This window comes from Pseudoalteromonas sp. DSM 26666 (assembly GCF_900116475.1).
Classification (GTDB): Bacteria; Pseudomonadota; Gammaproteobacteria; order Enterobacterales; family Alteromonadaceae; genus Pseudoalteromonas; species Pseudoalteromonas tetraodonis.
In genome coordinates, this window is the sequence record NZ_FPAR01000005.1 from 269,214 (window position 1) to 287,138 (window position 17,925).

Consider the following 17,925-nt stretch of genomic DNA (forward strand, 5'->3'; position numbering starts at 1 on the left):
CCCTTTTACTTGCTCCGCTGTTTATCCTACGTCATAATCTAAGCCCTTATTTAAATACGGATTTGTTATGAACTGGCTTGCTAATCTAAGTACTCAACGTACACCTTGGTTATTATTCAGTGGGATTGTTTTTCTGCTTGAAGTCATCGCGCTCTTTTTTCAATACAACATGGGATTAGCACCGTGCATTATGTGTATTTACCAACGCACCGCGGTATTAGGTTTACTTTTTGCCGGTATTATTGGCGCCAGTAAACCAAACAACCTCGTAGTCCGTATTGTCGCTTATACAGTGTGGGGGGTTTCAAGTGTATGGGGGTTACTAATAGCTCGTGAACACATTGAAATGCAAACAACCACTGACCCCTTTGCATTTAGCTGTGAGTTTGAGCCGAATTTTCCAGAGTTTATGCCATTACATCATTGGATACCGCAATTTTTTGAGGCAACCGGTGATTGCGGAAACATAGATTGGCAATTTGCAGGCTTAAGTATGCCAGCATGGATGGAAGTTATTTTTGTATTGTTTACCGCCACACTTTTTGCGTTAGTGGCCAGTCGATTAATCTCTAAAAAGTCACTTTAATATGTTTACTTTTTTTTCAAGCCACGTTGACGAACTTAAACACTTAAAAGTTCGTCAAAGACAAACCGTTATTGCGATCTCGTTAAGTATGCTCTCTCCTAGTGACAGAGTGTTAATGCGTATTGTAAAGCTTATGCTGCTAAGCCCATTTTTTTTAATATTTACCCTTTTTGAAGGATGGCTACTCGTGCCCTTTTTGATTGTGGCTGGTTTAAGCTACCCGCTACTAACCGCCCCCGTAGATGTTAATTTTGCTAAAAAGCACCTTGGTGCTGCCTTAAAACAGTTTGATCAGGGCGCATAGCGCCCTTTTAAGTTAAAACGCCACCTTTCCATCAAGTTTGGCTAGCATTTTTTTACCCACCCCTTTTACTTTAGCTAGATCTTCAAGTGATGCGAAATCACCATTTGTTTCTCTATAATCGATAATTGCCTGTGCTTTTTTCTTGCCAACACCTGGTAACTTAATTAACTGTTTTAAATCAGCAGTATTAATATTAACCACAGCTGATTGCATCTGCTCTGATAGCATATCGCTTTGCGCAAAGGTGGTACCCATAGGTAATAAACATAAAGCAGCGGCTAATGAGATGATTTTAATTAATTTCATACTATTTCCTTTTGTGTTCTTACATGAACATTCGTTGATTATTTACACCCAGCACTTTTACATAACGTTGTGGTTACTAAGTACTAACGGTAACAATCACTCCTTGCGACTCCTTTACTGCAACGCGTTATAAAGTGACTTAATAAATAAAGTAGAGTTACTCTTTATTGTCAACCAAGCTGCAGATAAACTAAGGCTAAAGCTTGCAAAACCACGCGCAAGCTTGTACTGTATATAAAAACAGTAATCTAATGATTTAAAATAATCATATTGCCACGTAAGTAAGCAGGAGAAATCATGGCTGTTGTTGTTAAATATGTTGTAGAACGAAACGGAGTCGAGCGCATGACGTTTACTACTAAAAAAGAAGCTGATGCCTATGACAAAATGCTCGATATTGCCGAGTCACTAGAACTCATGCTTGAAAAAGTAGATGTGCCACTAAGTGAACAACAGGTTGAGTCGCTCGCGCTGGAGATTGCAAAAAGTAAAGACGACTTTATGGCCGTACTTAAAGGTGGTAAAGAAGTACCCACTAAAGCTAAAAAAACAAAGTCAGATAACGTTGCGGATATAAAAGATAAAGCAGCGAGTTAGTACTTTTAAAAGCTCAATAGTAATTGTTAAAAAACTGAATTCGGTATTCGAATTCAGTTTTTTTATGCCTTTAAATAATAATAGCTAAAGGCAAGTAATCGGTGATTAAACGAGATGAATGGTCTTTTCTAAAGGTCAGCCAATAAAAAAATGCCAACCAGTTAAACTGATTGGCATTTATAAAAACCAACACTTTACGTTAGCTAATCAGTTACAATGACGATTCAACTTCATCAAACAGATCAGTAATTTCTTTTTTCGGTTCAGCTGTCACAAGGCTTCCTACCACAATAGCAATACTCGCTAAAATGAAACCTGGGACGATTTCATAAATTACACTGCTTAAGCTCTCACCATTAATGGTAATAGGCGCATAAATCCATACAAGCACTGTTAAAGCACCAACAACCATACCGCTAATAGCCCCTTTTAAGTTCATACGTTTCCAGTAAAGGCTAAACAAGACAAGTGGACCAAATGCAGCACCAAAACCAGCCCATGCGTTGCTAACTAAATCAAGTATTGAACTATTACGGTCATACGCTAGGTAAATAGCAAATAACGCAACCAGTATTACGCTAATACGCCCTACTAACACCAGCTCAGTTTGCGAGGCATCGCGGTTTAAGTAAATCTTGTAGAAGTCTTCAGTAAGCGAGCTTGAACACACCAATAATTGCGATGAAATCGTACTCATAATCGCAGCTAAAATAGCAGCCAGTAGGAAACCAGCAATTAATGGGTGGAAAATAAGTTCAGCTAATACTAAGAAAATGGTCTCTTTATCGGCAATAGGCATTTGGTTTTCAATCATAAAGGCAGCACCAAATAAACCAGTAAATACCGCACCAATCGCAGATAGTGTCATCCAAGACATACCAATACGACGCATAGTTGGCATTTCTTTTACTGAGCGAATAGACATAAAGCGAACAATAATATGTGGCTGACCAAAGTAGCCTAAGCCCCAAGCCATCGCAGAAATAATAGCAATGGTAGAACCACCAGCAAACCAATCAAGCATATTCAATGAATGGATTTCACTGGCTTTTGGTGAACTTAACAACTGCTGGTAATTTGCATTTGCTAAAGTATCCATAAATGGCTGATCAAGCATCATATAAGTAGCGATAGGTACTGCAAGCAAGGAGATAAACATAATACAACCTTGCACGAAGTCTGTTAGGCTAACCGCTAAAAAGCCACCAAATAAGGTGTAAACAACAACCACACCCGTGGTGATGTATAAACCCATTTCGTAACTCATCTGAAATGAATTTTCAAATAACTTACCACCGGCGACAACGCCTGATGATGTATACAAAGTAAAGAACACAATAATAACAATTGCAGAGATCACACGAAGGATATTCTTGTTATCATCAAAACGATTTGCAAAATAATCAGGGATGGTAATAGAGTCATTTGCTTTTTCAGTATAAACACGCAGTCTTGGGGCGACTAAGAAATAGTTTGCCCATGCGCCTAACACTAAGCCAATAGCAATCCAAACCTTGCTAAGCCCAAACAAGTACATTGCGCCAGGTAGGCCCATAAGTAACCAACCACTCATGTCTGATGCACCCGCTGATAAGGCAGCAACACTGGGGGCTAAATTACGACCACCTAGCATATACCCTGATATATCGCTGGTAGATTGCTTATATGCGTATAGTCCTATTCCCAGCATTACAATAAAATATAATGCCAGTGAAATAATCATTCCTGTTTCCAAATTTGCCTCCACTTAAATAAGTAATAACAGGCTTTTAATCCAAATAATGACTCTTGAAATCTTATAATTAAGACAGTATTGGAATAAAAGCTTTCTACTGAACTATAACACGGTAATTGCTAATAACTCCAACCCGCTCATTTAAGTAGATAAAAAACCATCGGTTAGCTCACTTTTGCAACAAATAAAATGAAAAACAATAAAATTAGATTAAGAAATACCAAACCAACCATAGTATTTTATTAATAATATTCATTTTACCGATGCTATTTTGAATGTTTTCCAATATATTATTACAATGTTAATCAATTTCTACTCTTTCGGAATCTTATATGTATTTTTACGCTGCTCGGCAACCTATTTTAGATCGCAATAAAGAACTAATTGGCTATGAGCTTTTATTTCGTGATGGAGTTGATAACGTATTTCCAAATATTGACGGCGATGAAGCCACGTCTCGACTGATTGAAGGCAGTCAATTTAACTTTGGCTTAGAAGATTTAACTGATAATAAACCCGCTTATATTAACTTTACCTTAGACACCTTGTTAAAAGGCTACCCAACCCTTTTAAACAAAGATGGGGTGGTAATTGAAATACTCGAAACCGTCCAGCCAGGTAAACGCTTATTGGCAATTGTTAAAGACCTAAAAGAAAAAGGGTATACGCTAGCGCTAGATGACTATGCACATCAACCTGTATGGCGGCACTTTTATCCGTTTATCGATATTATTAAAGTCGACTTTTTAACTTGTGATATTGAAAACATTAAAACGATCATAGAGGATTTAAAACCTTATCCACACATAAAATTACTTGCTGAAAAGGTTGAAACTTACGCGCTTTACAATCAAGCTTTTGAACTAGGTTTTGAATACTTTCAAGGCTTTTTCTTTTCAAAACCAGAAATGGTGCAAAGCAAGGCATTACCGCCATCGGGCATGGCACTGGCTGAGCTACTCTATGAAACATCCAGCGTAGAAATGGATCTTAAAAAAATCACCGATGTATTTGAGCGTGATGTTAACTTATCGTATAAGCTGCTACGCTACTCAAACTCGGCAGCATTTGCTCGCCGCTCTGAAATAAACACAATAAAACAAGCGCTTATTGTATTGGGCGCGGCTGAAATAAAAAAACTACTCTCTTTATTATTTGCCGCACAAGTCTCTGCAGACAAACCTCTGGAGCTTATTAGGTTGTCGCTAACACGCGCGCGTTTTTGTGAGCTTTTAGCAATTTCACATGGCAAACTTAGAGATACAGGAATAGCATTTTTAACCGGCATGATGTCGCTTATGGATGCCATACTAGATGAAGAGATGGACAGTGTAATGCTTAAGCTACCGCTTTCAAATGAGATAAAAGCGGCACTGTTAAACAATGAAGGGCTGCTTGCTGAGTATTTAAACTTAGTAACCCTCTATGAGCAGGGTAACTGGCACGCTGCTAACGATAAAGCCCAACAGCTTAACTTAGGTGATGATGTGCCTGATGCTTACCACGAAGCACTTAATTGGGTTAGTGAACAAATGCAGATAATGATTGATAATTAAAGCGCTCATTAGTAATTAATAACTAAAAATAAAACGCCAGCATTTGCTGGCGTTTTTATTTTTATCAAAGGCTTTCTAAGAAATCTTCGTCAAAATCTTCAGGCTCTTCTTTTATTGGCGGATTGCCATCGTAGAGTTCATATAACTGACGCTGAAAGTAAATGTCTTTAACAAACAGGTATGGGTCTAATGAATCATTTAATAAACCCTCTTGAGCCATTAAAGACGCCCTTGCCTCAACCGCCTTTAACGCAAACACTAAGATTGTTTGTGGTGTAGTCAGTGCAATTTCAGGTAAAACCACATTATCAACAACATCACCGGTTAAGTTACGTGCAGTTGATGGCCCCATTGCCGGGATCATTAAATAGGCACCATCGCCTACTCCCCACACACCTAAGGTTTGGCCAAAATCTTCATCAGTTACTTCAAGCCCTAACGAACTTGCAACGTCAAATAAGCCAAACACTCCCACCGTAGAATTCACTAAAAAGCGCGCAAAATTAATTCCGGCACTGCTTGGCTTTCCTTGCAGACCCGCATTAATAATATCAACCGGTGCTGTAATATTATCGGTGAAATGCACAATACTTCGACGCACAGGCTGTGGGGTTACTGTTATATAACCCACTGCCGCAGGCCTTAAAATATAAGCATCAAGTACGTCCATATTAAAGTCATAAATAGGTCTGTTTACACTTTGTATGGGATCGCGCTCATCATATTTACTCTCAGGCACTTGAGCACAACCCGATAACGTGAGTAAACATAATAAAAGTAAGCCTTGTTTTAACATCTCAAATCCTTAAGGTATTAATGTATCAATGTTCAGTTGCACTTGGCGCACCTCTTTAGAAGCAAGCACTTGAGAATGCCCTTCAAGCTCCCCAGTGCTTGGCATAACTGAATCATCATTAGAGATACGCGCAGAAATGATAATTTCACTCGCACTCGATAAGTTTAGCCCTGCCATCATGGCATTAGCATCGCTCAGCTCAACCGTAATTGGAAAGCTATAGTCTGTTAGTTTGACCACGGCTAAAGGCATCGGTGATCCCTTAGCCGCTTTAGCAAACACAAACAAAATACCATTATTGGGCTGTTTGTCTGCAAGTTGGCTATCGATATCAACGGTAACTTGAATACTTTGAGCCGCTAACTGATCGCCACTGGTTGCCACGTTTTGCTGAGCAATTTGTAGATCGATTTCGCTAATACGTTGGTTGATCATAGCATAGCGCGTATCAGACTCATCCATACTTGCAAGTAGCACCTCAAACGCTGCCTTTGCCTGTAGCCAGTCTTTTCTCTCAAAGGCGATCAGTGCAAGTAACGAAATCGCATCAAGGTTATTTGGTTGAGCTTGCAGTACTTTAGAAAGCATACCCGCTGCACGAGTCATGTTCTCTTCACTGCCCTCAAGTAATAGCACCTGAGAGTAGCTAACAAGCGCTTGCATATTATCAGGGTTTATTTTTAATGTTTTATCGAATGACTGTTTCGCCATATCAAATTCATTTAGCATTAAAGCAACACGCCCTAACAACATCCAAGCCACTTCATCATCACCGCTTTGGCTTAACTTAGTACGCAGTGCTAGGGCAAACGCTTGTAACTCATTTTTAGTTAATGGCTCGCCCTTTTGCATTACGGCGCGCTGACCATAATCGGCCAAGTTATCCATTGCATCATGCCAAGCTGCAATTTGTTGCTGGCTGCCTGTCATTGCATAAAAAATACCTGCTAATGCAATTAAAAACGCTGCCCCTGTTAAAGCAAATATACGATTGTCACCACGACTATTTAGTGACTTCTCTGGCGATAATTCATTAAGTAAGCGGCGTTTTAATTCAATAATAGCTTCGCTGTGATTTTGCGAGTCTATACGTTGATTATCTAAATCTGCCTGTAATTCAACTAAACGCTGTTCATAAATGCTGATAAGCTGTGCATTGGCGTTATGAGTGATGGTTACTACGCGCTCTTTTTTTAAAAAAGGCACAATAATAAACAGCAATGCAATGAGTGTGAGTAAAGCAAAAGACGCCCACATTAAAATCATTTAACTTTGCTCCTGATGTTTATTTTGTTTAATCAGCTTATTGAGCATCACTTCATCAGCGTCACTCCAGGTTTGTTTTACCGACGCTTTACGTTGGCGAATCACAATAAAGCCAAACCCAATTATTACGATGAGTACCGGAAGTACCCACAGTATTAACGTGGCAGGTGTTACCGGTGGATCGTAATGAACAAAATAGCCATATCGATCAATCATGTAATCAATAACTTCATCTTTGGTTTTGCCATCTTTTACCAACGCCAGCACTCGCTCGCGCAAGTCTTTTGCGACAACGGCATCAGAGTCAGCAATATTCTGATTTTGACACTTCGGGCAACGTAATTCTTTTGTTAGCTCTTCAAAGCGAACAGCTTGCTCGTTGCTATCAAATTGATAACGGTCTTGCTGAGCAAACGCAGCTACACTAACAAACAAGCTAAGGGTTAATAAAAACAATCTCATGGCTGCAGCTCCTGCATAATAGGCGCAAACTTAGCACGCCAAACTCGAGGGTTTATATCACCAGTGTGATGTAACAAAATGGTGCCATTTTTATCTACTAAAAATGTCTCTGGTGCACCGGACACCCCTAAATCTAAAGACAATGAACGTTCTAAATCTAAAATATTAAATTGATAAGGGTCGCCCGCACGTGAAAGCATATTACTCACATCATCACGCAGCGCTTGCATATCAAATGGGCCATCAAAATCGGCGTCGTAACTTTGTACATAATACAAGCCGATAATTTTAACCCCTTGCTCGCGTAGCTTAGTTAAATAGCCAAGCTCAGCTAAACACGTCGGACACCATGTGCCCCATACGTTTAGTAAATACACGTCACCCTTTAGCTGCTCATCAGTCCAACGTTTATCGTCTTGCATTAAATCAGGTAAATTAAACGCAGGCACCGTTTGACCAATTCGCCCTGTTTGTATTTCCCGCGGGTTGGCAAACAACCCTTGGTATAAAAACACACAAATAAAGATAAAAATTAATAAAGGGGCAATTGCGATAAGTTTACGGTTCATACTGCCCCCTCTATTTCATCTTTTCGCGGTGAGGCGCGATAGCGCTTATCGAATAAAATCACAAAACCAGCGAGTGAGATCAGAATACCGCCAATCCACATCCAACGTACAAACGGCTTATGGTAAATGCGTAATGACCATGCCCCTTCACTTAGTTGCTCACCAAGCGCAAGATATAAATCACGAGTGAATCCGGCATCAATAGCGGCTTCGGTCATAAATTGCATACCAATATCGTAACGACGCTTTTCTGCATATAAACGCGTTACAGTGTCATTCCCTTTTAATACCGTCACGACACCAGCATGACCACTGTAGTTTGCACCACGAATAGTCTTCACACCTTCAAAGCGGTATTGATACTGGTTAAGCTGCACGATATCGCCTTGCTTCATCGATACATCACGCTCAACTGAATACGCCGAGGTGAGTGTAATGCCCGCTATAACGAAGGCTAAACCAACATGCCCCAGCACCATTGCCCAATAGCTTAAACCTAAACGCTTTATACCGAGCTTAAGCGAGCCATGAACAGCTGCTTTGGTATATAAATCAATAAAAGTGGCAATAAATATCCATACACCTAGCGTGGTTGCTAAAAGTGTTAATGGAGTCACTACCTCATAGCTACTAAATAACCATGCGCAGGTAATGATAATACTGACTAATGCGCCTACAAATATTTTATTTTGTAAAAAGGCCCACTTATTTTGCTTCCAACGCAGGAAAGGTCCAATGCCCATTAAAATAGCAAATGGCACCAGTAAAATAGCAAACATTTTATTAAAGAAAGGTTCGCCAATTGAAATACTGCCTAGCCCCATTTCCTTGTGCACCATAGGTAATAATGTACCTAACAGTACAATTAACGTAGCAACCACTAAGAAAATATTGTTTAACCAAAGTGCCACTTCACGCGATACAAATTTATAACGCCCTTCACTTTTAACTTGTGAGACACGCAAGCCATATAACGCTAAACCGCCGCCAACAACTACGGCCAAAAAGCCAAGAATAAATAAGCCACGATCAGGGTCTGTTGCAAAGGCATGCACCGAAACAATAATTCCTGAGCGAACGATAAAGGTGCCTAGTAAACTTAATGAAAATGCCGCAATAGCCAGTAACACTGTCCATGATTTAAATACGCCACGTTTTTCAGTCACACTTAAAGAGTGCAGTAACGCGGTTGCGACTAACCATGGCATGAGTGATGCATTTTCAACAGGATCCCAGAACCACCAGCCGCCCCAGCCTAGCTCTGAATAGGCCCACCAACTACCTATGGTGATACCTAAGGTTAAAAAGCCCCATGCCGTCATTGTCCATGGGCGTGACCATTTTGCCCAGGTGTTATCAAGCTTGCCGGTTAACAACGCGGCAATAGCAAAGGCAAAAGCAACAGAAAGACCGACATACCCCATATAAAGTAATGGAGGGTGAATGATCATCCCCGGGTCTTGTAATAATGGATTTAAATCGCGTCCCTCAACAGGGAAATAGGGCAGTAAACGTTCAAACGGACTTGAAAGTAGCAAGGTGTACATCATAAATCCGACACCTAAAAAGCCAAGCACACCTAATACGCGAGCACGAAGTACCCAAGGCAGTGACTTTGAACGCAAAGCAACAACGGCGGTCCAACCGGCCTGCATTAATAACCACAGTAAAATAGCGCCTTCATGGCCACCCCATGTTGAGGTTATTTTATAATACCAAGGCAAGGTGCTACTTGAGTGATACGCTACATAAGATACGGTAAAATCATCGGTTAAGCTGGCATAAATAAGCGCAGCAAAAGACAAAGCAACAAATGCAAACTGACCAATAGCAAGTGATGGCGCAGCGCGCATCAAACGAAGGTTTCCTGTGTGTGCACCCCAAAGTGGGAAAATACACAACAGAATACTCAGTACCATGGCCAATGTTAGGGAAAAATAACCAAGTTCTGGGATCATATTAGCTCCCACTATCTAAATTGTATTTTGGTTTCTCGTGCTTAATTCCTTTTACTGCCTCGGCAACCTCGGCTGGCATATATTCTTCATCATGTTTAGCCAGTACTTCAAACGCTTCAATGACGTTAGGTTCAACTAACACACCTTGTGCAACAATTCCTTGCCCTTCACGAAATAGATCAGGCAAAATTCCTTGATAACGCACCGTGACCAATGGGCCAGTATCAATCAACTTAAAGCTTACCTGTAAGCTTTGCTCATTTCTTTGCACTGTACCAGGGACAACCATACCGCCAATGCGGAGCTTTTGTCCTATATGAGGCTTTTCTTTATTCGGGCCTTTACCATCAATTAATTCACTGGGGGTGTAAAACAAATTAATGTTTTCTTGTAAGGCGTACAACACTAAACCAATTGATCCACCAATACCAAAGAGTACGGCAATAATAACCAAAAGGCGTTTTTTACGTCTAGGGTTCACGAGGTTTGCTCCTGCTTAGAATTTTTAATTCGAGTTTCACGCGCAATTTGCTGCTCTACCGACGCTAAAATTTGTTTTTTGTCGCGTAACGAGCTAAATAAAATGCCTAATAAAATTAATGCGCATGTACCAAAAGAAAGCCATACATAAAAGCCATAGCCTCCCATTGCAATAAAATCTGAAAACGAGTCAAACTGCATAATTACCCCTTAGTTAACAACTGTCGCACCCATGGGCGGTGCTTTTCACGGTGTAAAATTTCATTTTTAAGACGAATTAAAGTCACAGTACCAACAAACGCGGCAAAGGCTAAAATATTAATCATTAATGGCCAAAACATACTTGGATCTACCGCGTCGCGGTTAAACTTAGTGATGCTTGCCCCTTGATGCAGGGTATTCCACCATTCCACCGAAAAGTGAATGATAGGCAAGTTAATAACCCCAACAATAGCTAAAATAGACGCGGCGCGACCGGCTGATTTTTTATCTTCAAAGGCATGGTACAAAGACAACACCCCTAGATATAAAAATAACAAAATGAGTTCAGAGGTCAGTCGTGCATCCCATACCCACCAAGCACCCCACATAGGTTTACCCCACGCAGCACCGGTGATTAAGGCTATTGCGGTCATGCAGGCACCTACGGGTGCTATTGCAATCACCGCAAGCTCTGCATTGCGTAATTGCCATACCAACGCAACAATGGCAGCAATCGCCATTGATGAATAGGCGCCCATAGATAAAATAGCGGAGGGCACGTGAATAAAAATAATACGGTAACTGTCTTTTTGTTGGTAATCGGCAGGAGCAAAACCTAATCCCCATACCCAACCGACAATCATACTAATAACCGTTACTACTGCAAAATATGGCAGTAGAGTATTGCATAATTGATATGCTCGCTCTGCTTTCGCATACGGATGTAACCACTTCCACATATTAACTTACACTCACTTTTAATGCTGATGATATGGCAATTGGCGCACTGATAGTCGCAACGACTAACATCGCACCAAGGATTGCAAGCTGACCACTGTAATCCAGCGACATAGTGCTGGTATCAATAGCGGAAGTTGCAAAAATTAAAACCGGAATATACAAAGGCAAAACGAGCAGACTCATTAAAATGCCGCCTTTTTGTAATCCCACAGTCAAGCCCGCCCCTATTGCGCCTATGAAGCTTAATAAAGGCGTACCCAATAATAGCGTTAATAACGTAGCCATTAGGGCCGTCGTATCTAAATTTAGTAGTAAAGCAAATAAAGGAGTCATTAGCACTAACGGGAGGCCGGTGATCACCCAGTGTGCGGCTACTTTGCCCAGCACCGTTAATGATAAGGGGTATGACGAAGCAATGAGCTGCTCCAAAGAGCCGTCGTGGTAATCATCTCTAAACAGTTTATCAAGGCCAAGCATGGTCGATAATAAAGCCGCCACCCAAATAATGCCCGGTGCCATTCTTGATAACAAGCCTGGCTCAGGCCCTATGGCTAATGGAAACAGTGAGATAACAATTAAAAAAAACAAGATAGGATTAACTATTTCAGCGCGCTGACGAAAAGCGAGCTTAACGTCTTTGCTAAATACCGCGACAAATAACTGCCAATATGAATGCTGTCGTATCATTAGTGGCGGTACTCCAAAGTCAACGTTTGTAAGTCACTAAAGTGGGTGGTTAAATCTTGGTGTGTTGTTAACAAAATAGCGCCCCCCTTTGATAAGTGCTCAGTAAAACGTTGCTGTAAAAAGGCAACCCCGCTTTTATCTAGCGCCGTGAAAGGTTCATCTAAAATCCATAACTTCGCTTCAGATAACCATAATCGAACGAGTGCCACCCGCCGCTGTTGACCCGCAGATAACATTCTTACAGGCACATCTTCCAGCCCCACTAAACCTAACTTACTTAATAAAGGGTATAAGTCAGGAGTATCAACATAACCATTAATAGCCAACCAATGTGCTACATTTTCAAGTGCACTAAGTTGTACGTTAACACCGGTTTTATGGCCTATAAATAATAAGTCTCTGGCATATTCGTCATAATATTTTTTGATAGATTGATTTAGGTATAAAATATCACCTTCATCCGGCAGCGAAAAACCAGCAATAATGCGCAATAATGATGTTTTACCAGCCCCATTAGGGCCGGCTAACTGCATGATTTGACCGCTTTTAAGGCTAAAATTAAGTTCATCAAACAAACAACGCTCTTGCTTGATACAAGTAACGGACTTAATGTGTAACAAGATGACGATTCTCTCTGCCAAAAATTAGCCGTAAGTCTACCATAATGATAGGGTAATACGAATATTGCTTTAGAATCGATTTACTTAAAATAAAGAAAACTTGATATAAAATAATGAATACACCAACGCACATCACATTGTCTAACCCACAGGTTAGTAATCAAACAACTGATTCAGGTAAGGCTGCGTTAGCAACACTGCCACCTGAAGTGCTGGCGGCAAAAAATATTCAGTTTTCTAAAGATTCAGTCACGCTTGATGTGTTTATGAATAAGCATTGGCAAACGATTCGCCTTGGGACAACTGAGACATTCACAAACGTTGAAAAAATAGCAAGCGCTAACATACAGTTAAGTGCAGATGGTAAAAGCTTAACCATCATCCCTAACAATACAACGTTAACAATTAAACAACCGGCTCAGTTGCAACGATTTTTAAATTTTATAAACACCCAAAGTGATATTCAAAACAGCCCACTATCACTTCAGGTGGTATTACAACCCACACCAAAGTTGGTCATTGAAAAATTTAATGCCAGTATTGCTATTAATAAACACGTTGCACAATTACTCGCAGATGAGCCTTTAATAAAGGGGATGATTGAAACGGATAGCAAAGGTACACGACTTAATATTATTAACCGTTTTGCTGATATAGTGCATTCACAGCCAATAAACCAAGCCAAACTAACACAGTTGCTTGCCAGTAATTTAAGCCCTGCTCAGCTTCATGCTATGCCTAAGTTTGCGGTATTAAGCCCAAACTGTTTTAAAGACTCATTAACTATTAACCTAAGTCATCGACAATTAAGTGAACTACCTACCATCCCGACTAAGGTAAACATTACTCACCAAGCAGATAAATTACTGATCAAAACCGCTTATCACACTATGACTGTGAGCCTTAAAAACTCATTTAGTAAACCGTTTAATGAGATGCTCTCTTTGCAACAGTCGCAAGGCCTAATTGATCCCTCGCCAAGTAAACAGCATCCGCTCAGCACGATAAACAGTCCCATACAATCATGGTTAAAAAGCAGTTTTGCTGATTTTAAAACACGTATTTTAGATGCGGTAAAGTACTTTGAAAGCAAGCCATTTACGACTTCCTTAAGCTCATCTCAAAAACCAGAATTTACTGGCAATGATCAGCAAAAATGGCTCACCTCAATGCAAAAAATTGACATCACACAATTAAAAAACGTGTCAAATTTAGCGCCGCCCCTAATGCAATTTACCCAGCAAATAAAATCAAGCGTTTCTATGTGGCAACAACAACCGTTAGTAGCACACACTTTATCTCCTTTAGTGAGTCCTTTTTCATCCCCACCAACTAACGCAGTTACATTTGGTCAGAGCTTACAGCCTTTAGAAAAACTCTTATTAGCGACGGTTATAAAACACAGTCCAATCACCTCAATAGAAAAAAAAGATGCGACCAACCAAATAATAAGCAGCCAACTTAATACCATTACAAGCAAACTGACTGATCAAGGAACCGATTTAAACCGTTTAGTTAATCACGCTTTTAATCGCATGTTGTCAGATACTAATTTACACCCAGCAACCATACAGCGCGAAATACTCAGCACCATAAAGCCCACACAACTTCAAAGCGACATTTTACAGAGCTCGTTTAATAGAGGTGTTGAACAGCTTTCATTAAGCATTTTAGCCGCGCCTATCATTAACCAAAATCCAAGTGCAGTGAGTATTAATAATCAAACGGGTTTAGAAGCTTTACTGCAGGTTTTATTACCGACGTTTAAAGTGGGTAATAGCGCCAATAAATTGTTGGAACAATTACAGCAACCACAAGTACAAGTATTAGCAGGTGAATTAACCCAAATTAAGAACACATTAAGCCAAGTACAAACGCCTGCTATTAGTCAACAACCTGACACAAACGCCTTGGTGCAATTTTTATTACCGATGAAGCTGCCTGCTGAAGCGGCGCAAACAGAAATAACTTTAGGGCAGTATAAAAAGCACAGTAGCGGTAAACTAGCGGATAAAAATGTCTGGTTTGTTAGGCTCAACTTTGATTATGCCGAGCTGGGTAAGCTACGAATAATAGCAGAACTCATGGATAAAGCTTTAGATTGTCAGTTGTTAGCCTCAACCCAAGCGGTGAGCGCTTTAGCTCATCCACATCTTGATAATTTACGCTCAAAACTGGCAAAACAAGGCTTACAAGTGGGTGAGCTTAAACTAAAACGAGCGGATGATAACCATCAAGCATTTTACCAATCGCATGCCATTATTAATATTAAGGTTTAGTCATGACTGAGTCATCAAAAAGCAATTCAGCAATTGGACTACTCTACGAGGCGGGACATTCACCCATTGTAAGTGCTAAAGGGTTTGGTGAACTGGCGGATGAAATTATTGCCCTAGCCAAAGAAAAAGGAATTTTAATCCATCAAGATGAAGCACTTGCAAATACACTATCGAAACTAGACCTCGCAGAAGAGATCCCCAAAGAGTTGTACTTTGTTATTGCTGAGCTCATTGCGTTTTCATACGTGGTTAGAGGAAAGTTTCCGCCTGGTTGGCAAGACTTTCAGGGAAAGCTAAATATAAAAGCATAACGCAGTGTTATAAAAGCAAAAAAGGCGCTAAGCGCCTTTTTGTTTGTGTAATGAAAACAACAGTTCAGCCTCGGCGCGGGGTAATTCACATTCGCGAATAACCTCATCTAAATCAGCACCTAACTCAACCATTTTTACTGCACGAGAGTATATTTTAGCATCGGGGTCATCGTATTTTTGAGCTGCTTGTTGCTGTATCAGCTCTTGGTTTTGTTGTTCTACCTCAAGCACACGCTTACCAATACTCAGTAAACCGGTTCGCAACTCTGACACTTCGCTACGTAAAATATTAATCTGCTCTGATGAATCTTTAAACTGTTGTAATTGCGCGCCAAGCTCACTCGCATAGCGCTTTTTGAACATCACAATTAAAATCAGCGAGAATAGTCCAAAAACTAAACCCGCAATAGCAATACCAAGTAATAACATAGTTTTATGTAGAGAAGCTTATATATCGCTTAACTCATCCCATTCGTCATCACTAAGTAGTTTATTTAAATCAACCAGAATAAGTAACTCATTGTCGCGGTTACATACACCTTGAATAAATTTAGCACTTTCCTCTGTACCTACATTTGGCGCACTGTCAATTTCAGAGCTACGTAGGTAAACAACCTCAGAAACGCTATCGGCTAAAATGCCAATCACTTGCTCTTCTGCTTCAATAATTAAAATACGTGAATTATCCGTCGCTTCAATATCAGGTAAACCAAAACGAGAGCGAGTATCAATAACGGTAACAACATTACCACGTAAGTTAATAATACCAATCACATACGAAGGCGCACCTGGTACAGGAGCAATCTCGGTGTAACGCAGTATTTCTTGCACTTGCATTACATTTACGCCATAAGTTTCATCTTCTAGCTTGAACGTAACCCACTGCAAAATCTCATCATTATTATCTGCATTTTTGTTAGCTGACAGTAATTTATCTTCACTCATGCTCTTACCTCGTAATGGTCATTACTTGTGACGGCTATCTAAGCCTTTCTCTAATAGTGCGTTTAAATTATTAACATCTATTAAAGCACACATTTTTTCTTTAATTACTCCAGCAAGCCATGGGCGCTTACTGTTATTTGTACGCCATTTTACATCTTCTTTACTCAATGTAATGTTATTTATTAGTTTTTCTGCTAATAAACCCCATTGGCTATCACCTAAAGTGATGAGATATTGATAATTTAAAGATGCCTCTAACTGCTCATCGTACTTTTCAGGCATAACCCAGCGAGCGGTATCAACAACATTGAGTTTTTCTTCTCGGTTGATCATAACCCCTTTAAACCACTTAGGCTTGCCAAATAAATGATTTACTTCTCCAAGCTCATGAATGCCACCTAAGGCTTTTAGCGGCACCGCTAAAGTAAGCCCTGCCACTTCAAAAAACAGCGCTTGAAACTCACCATCAAAGTAGTCAGCTTCACCACCTACAACCACCTCTTGCTCAGGCACGACGTGTTGCTCTTGGTGGGTGTCAATTTCTACATTCGATACTTGCTTATTAAGCTTTTCAACTTCAACAACAGGCTCAACTATTACTGGTTGTTCTTTTTGCTCTTCATACGTTACCTGCTCAAGCAGTTTAGCAACAGGCTCAAGGTCTTTTGTTGGTTCGTCATCAGATAATAACGCCCCTAAGTACTGAGTGACTACTTTTTCATTAGCAAATAATTGCTTACTCATTTATTAACCTTGTTTTATTAAATATTTAAGTAATGCTTTATAAGCATAGACTCCACGCGCATTTGGGCAAAAATCTACCGGTACTTTTTGCGCTAAACTTGCATCTCTAAATTTAGTATCAACAGGAATAACGCCTGGCCATACTTTTTCTTTATACGTTTCTTGTAATGTTTTATAGGCCTCAAGCGATGCTTTGGTTCGTTTATCATACATAGTTGGAATTATAGTATATTCATAGCTTTTCGCTTGAGAGGTTTGCATTAACTCCATAGTACGCATCATTCTATCGAGCCCTTTAAGCGCCAAGAACTCAGTTTGCACCGGCACTAACACTCTTTCACAGGCGGCAAGCGCATTGACCATCAGCACACCTAAAACAGGTGGGCAATCTAAAATTGCATAATCGTAATACTCGCTAATTTTAGCCAGTGTTTTTTTTAAAATCAGGCCCATTCCCGTTTTATTACCCATGCTACGGTCAAGTGTCGCGATCGCCATAGTTGCAGGTAAAATATCAAGGTTTTCAATTGTTGAGGGGCATAATGCTTGCAGTATTTCTTCACTTTTCATACTCGAGCCGCGAGTAAAAATATCGTAAACACTGACCTCTAAATCTTCTGAATCAATACCAAAGTAATAGGTTAGTGAAGCATGAGGATCTGTATCAATCAATAACACGCGCTTGCCTTGAAGCGCAAGGATCCCTGCAAGGCTAACCGCTGTAGTGGTTTTGCCTACTCCCCCTTTTTGATTGGCTACTGTCCAAACTTTCACATTACATC

The 17,925-nt window shown here is 40.2% G+C and carries 22 protein-coding genes; 6 read left to right on the top strand and 16 right to left on the bottom strand.

The window, feature by feature from the left end; all coding sequences use genetic code 11:
- The first annotated feature begins 67 nt into the window (after positions 1–67).
- Positions 68–586: a disulfide bond formation protein DsbB gene (gene dsbB, locus BM380_RS11435; protein ID WP_058155084.1), complete on the top strand. Its 519-nt coding sequence runs from the start codon at positions 68–70 to the stop codon at positions 584–586.
- Position 587: 1 nt separating this feature from the next.
- Positions 588–890: a DUF6170 family protein gene (locus BM380_RS11440; protein WP_024602042.1), complete on the top strand. Its 303-nt coding sequence runs from the start codon at positions 588–590 to the stop codon at positions 888–890.
- A 12-nt stretch (positions 891–902) separates the two neighbouring features.
- Here the strand turns inward: BM380_RS11440 and BM380_RS11445 are convergent, their stop codons facing one another.
- Positions 903–1,196, bottom strand: a complete 294-nt coding sequence (locus BM380_RS11445) for a ComEA family DNA-binding protein (protein WP_024602041.1) — start codon at positions 1,194–1,196, stop codon at positions 903–905.
- Between the two features lie 297 nt (positions 1,197–1,493).
- Between BM380_RS11445 and BM380_RS11450 the strand changes: the two genes are divergently transcribed.
- Positions 1,494–1,793 (top strand): YebG family protein, encoded by a 300-nt coding sequence (locus BM380_RS11450; RefSeq protein ID WP_013465532.1) that lies wholly within the window; start codon positions 1,494–1,496, stop codon positions 1,791–1,793.
- A 211-nt stretch (positions 1,794–2,004) separates the two neighbouring features.
- Here BM380_RS11450 and putP read toward each other — a convergent pair whose 3' ends face one another.
- Positions 2,005–3,516 (bottom strand): sodium/proline symporter PutP, encoded by a 1,512-nt coding sequence (gene putP / locus BM380_RS11455; RefSeq protein ID WP_008113313.1) that lies wholly within the window; start codon positions 3,514–3,516, stop codon positions 2,005–2,007.
- Positions 3,517–3,860: 344 nt separating this feature from the next.
- Here putP and BM380_RS11460 point away from each other — a divergent pair, with 344 nt between their 5' ends.
- Complete coding sequence (locus BM380_RS11460; protein ID WP_090494418.1) at positions 3,861–5,084, top strand: EAL and HDOD domain-containing protein; 1,224 nt, start codon at positions 3,861–3,863, stop codon at positions 5,082–5,084.
- Between the two features lie 64 nt (positions 5,085–5,148).
- On the opposite strand, the gene BM380_RS11465 is transcribed toward BM380_RS11460, so the two are convergent.
- Genes BM380_RS11465 through ccmA form a run of 10 tightly spaced genes read right to left on the bottom strand, consistent with a single transcriptional unit; the run spans position 5,149 to position 12,885 of the window.
- The gene (locus tag BM380_RS11465; RefSeq protein WP_028834001.1) at positions 5,149–5,880 is read right to left on the bottom strand and encodes an MlaA family lipoprotein; all 732 of its coding nucleotides are present in this window, start codon (positions 5,878–5,880) and stop codon (positions 5,149–5,151) included.
- Between the two features lie 9 nt (positions 5,881–5,889).
- A complete protein-coding gene (gene ccmI, locus BM380_RS11470) occupies positions 5,890–7,146 on the bottom strand; it encodes a c-type cytochrome biogenesis protein CcmI (RefSeq protein ID WP_033104089.1) in 1,257 nt (418 codons plus the stop codon).
- Positions 7,147–7,608, bottom strand: coding sequence for a cytochrome c-type biogenesis protein (locus BM380_RS11475; protein WP_013465536.1), 462 nt, complete (start codon positions 7,606–7,608; stop codon positions 7,147–7,149).
- On the bottom strand, positions 7,605–8,177 hold the full coding sequence (locus BM380_RS11480) for a DsbE family thiol:disulfide interchange protein (RefSeq protein ID WP_013465537.1): 573 nt from the start codon (positions 8,175–8,177) through the stop codon (positions 7,605–7,607). Before BM380_RS11480 ends, BM380_RS11475 begins: the two co-directional genes overlap by 4 nt.
- Positions 8,174–10,135: a heme lyase CcmF/NrfE family subunit gene (locus BM380_RS11485; protein ID WP_036953653.1), complete on the bottom strand. Its 1,962-nt coding sequence runs from the start codon at positions 10,133–10,135 to the stop codon at positions 8,174–8,176. The genes BM380_RS11480 and BM380_RS11485 overlap by 4 nt, the downstream gene beginning before the upstream one ends.
- A 1-nt stretch (position 10,136) precedes the next feature.
- Positions 10,137–10,616: a cytochrome c maturation protein CcmE gene (gene ccmE / locus BM380_RS11490; RefSeq protein ID WP_008465420.1), complete on the bottom strand. Its 480-nt coding sequence runs from the start codon at positions 10,614–10,616 to the stop codon at positions 10,137–10,139.
- A complete protein-coding gene (gene ccmD, locus BM380_RS11495) occupies positions 10,613–10,816 on the bottom strand; it encodes a heme exporter protein CcmD (protein WP_008112240.1) in 204 nt (67 codons plus the stop codon). The genes ccmE and ccmD overlap by 4 nt, the downstream gene beginning before the upstream one ends.
- Before the next feature lie 2 nt (positions 10,817–10,818).
- On the bottom strand, positions 10,819–11,556 hold the full coding sequence (locus tag BM380_RS11500; protein WP_029609912.1) for a heme ABC transporter permease: 738 nt from the start codon (positions 11,554–11,556) through the stop codon (positions 10,819–10,821).
- A gap of 1 nt (position 11,557) precedes the next feature.
- Positions 11,558–12,244: a heme exporter protein CcmB gene (ccmB, locus tag BM380_RS11505; protein ID WP_090494420.1), complete on the bottom strand. Its 687-nt coding sequence runs from the start codon at positions 12,242–12,244 to the stop codon at positions 11,558–11,560.
- On the bottom strand, positions 12,244–12,885 hold the full coding sequence (gene ccmA / locus BM380_RS11510; protein ID WP_231893539.1) for a cytochrome c biogenesis heme-transporting ATPase CcmA: 642 nt from the start codon (positions 12,883–12,885) through the stop codon (positions 12,244–12,246). Before ccmA ends, ccmB begins: the two co-directional genes overlap by 1 nt.
- A 92-nt stretch (positions 12,886–12,977) precedes the next feature.
- Between ccmA and BM380_RS11515 the strand changes: the two genes are divergently transcribed.
- Both BM380_RS11515 and BM380_RS11520 read left to right on the top strand, forming a co-directional pair.
- Complete coding sequence (locus BM380_RS11515; RefSeq protein WP_090494422.1) at positions 12,978–15,143, top strand: flagellar hook-length control protein FliK; 2,166 nt, start codon at positions 12,978–12,980, stop codon at positions 15,141–15,143.
- A 2-nt stretch (positions 15,144–15,145) separates the two neighbouring features.
- Positions 15,146–15,454, top strand: a complete 309-nt coding sequence (locus BM380_RS11520) for an EscU/YscU/HrcU family type III secretion system export apparatus switch protein (RefSeq protein ID WP_010387940.1) — start codon at positions 15,146–15,148, stop codon at positions 15,452–15,454.
- Positions 15,455–15,481: 27 nt separating this feature from the next.
- Here BM380_RS11520 and BM380_RS11525 read toward each other — a convergent pair whose 3' ends face one another.
- The 4 genes from BM380_RS11525 to BM380_RS11540 are packed head-to-tail and all read right to left on the bottom strand — an operon-like array spanning position 15,482 to position 17,917.
- Positions 15,482–15,883, bottom strand: coding sequence for a DUF2802 domain-containing protein (locus BM380_RS11525; protein WP_090494424.1), 402 nt, complete (start codon positions 15,881–15,883; stop codon positions 15,482–15,484).
- An 18-nt stretch (positions 15,884–15,901) separates the two neighbouring features.
- Entirely contained in the window at positions 15,902–16,399 is a 498-nt protein-coding gene (locus BM380_RS11530; RefSeq protein WP_090494428.1) for a chemotaxis protein CheW, read from the bottom strand.
- 21 nt (positions 16,400–16,420) lie between these two features.
- Positions 16,421–17,143 (bottom strand): chemotaxis protein CheW, encoded by a 723-nt coding sequence (locus BM380_RS11535; protein ID WP_008112224.1) that lies wholly within the window; start codon positions 17,141–17,143, stop codon positions 16,421–16,423.
- A 3-nt stretch (positions 17,144–17,146) separates the two neighbouring features.
- Positions 17,147–17,917, bottom strand: coding sequence for a ParA family protein (locus tag BM380_RS11540; RefSeq protein ID WP_008112222.1), 771 nt, complete (start codon positions 17,915–17,917; stop codon positions 17,147–17,149).
- Positions 17,918–17,925: the final 8 nt, after the last annotated feature.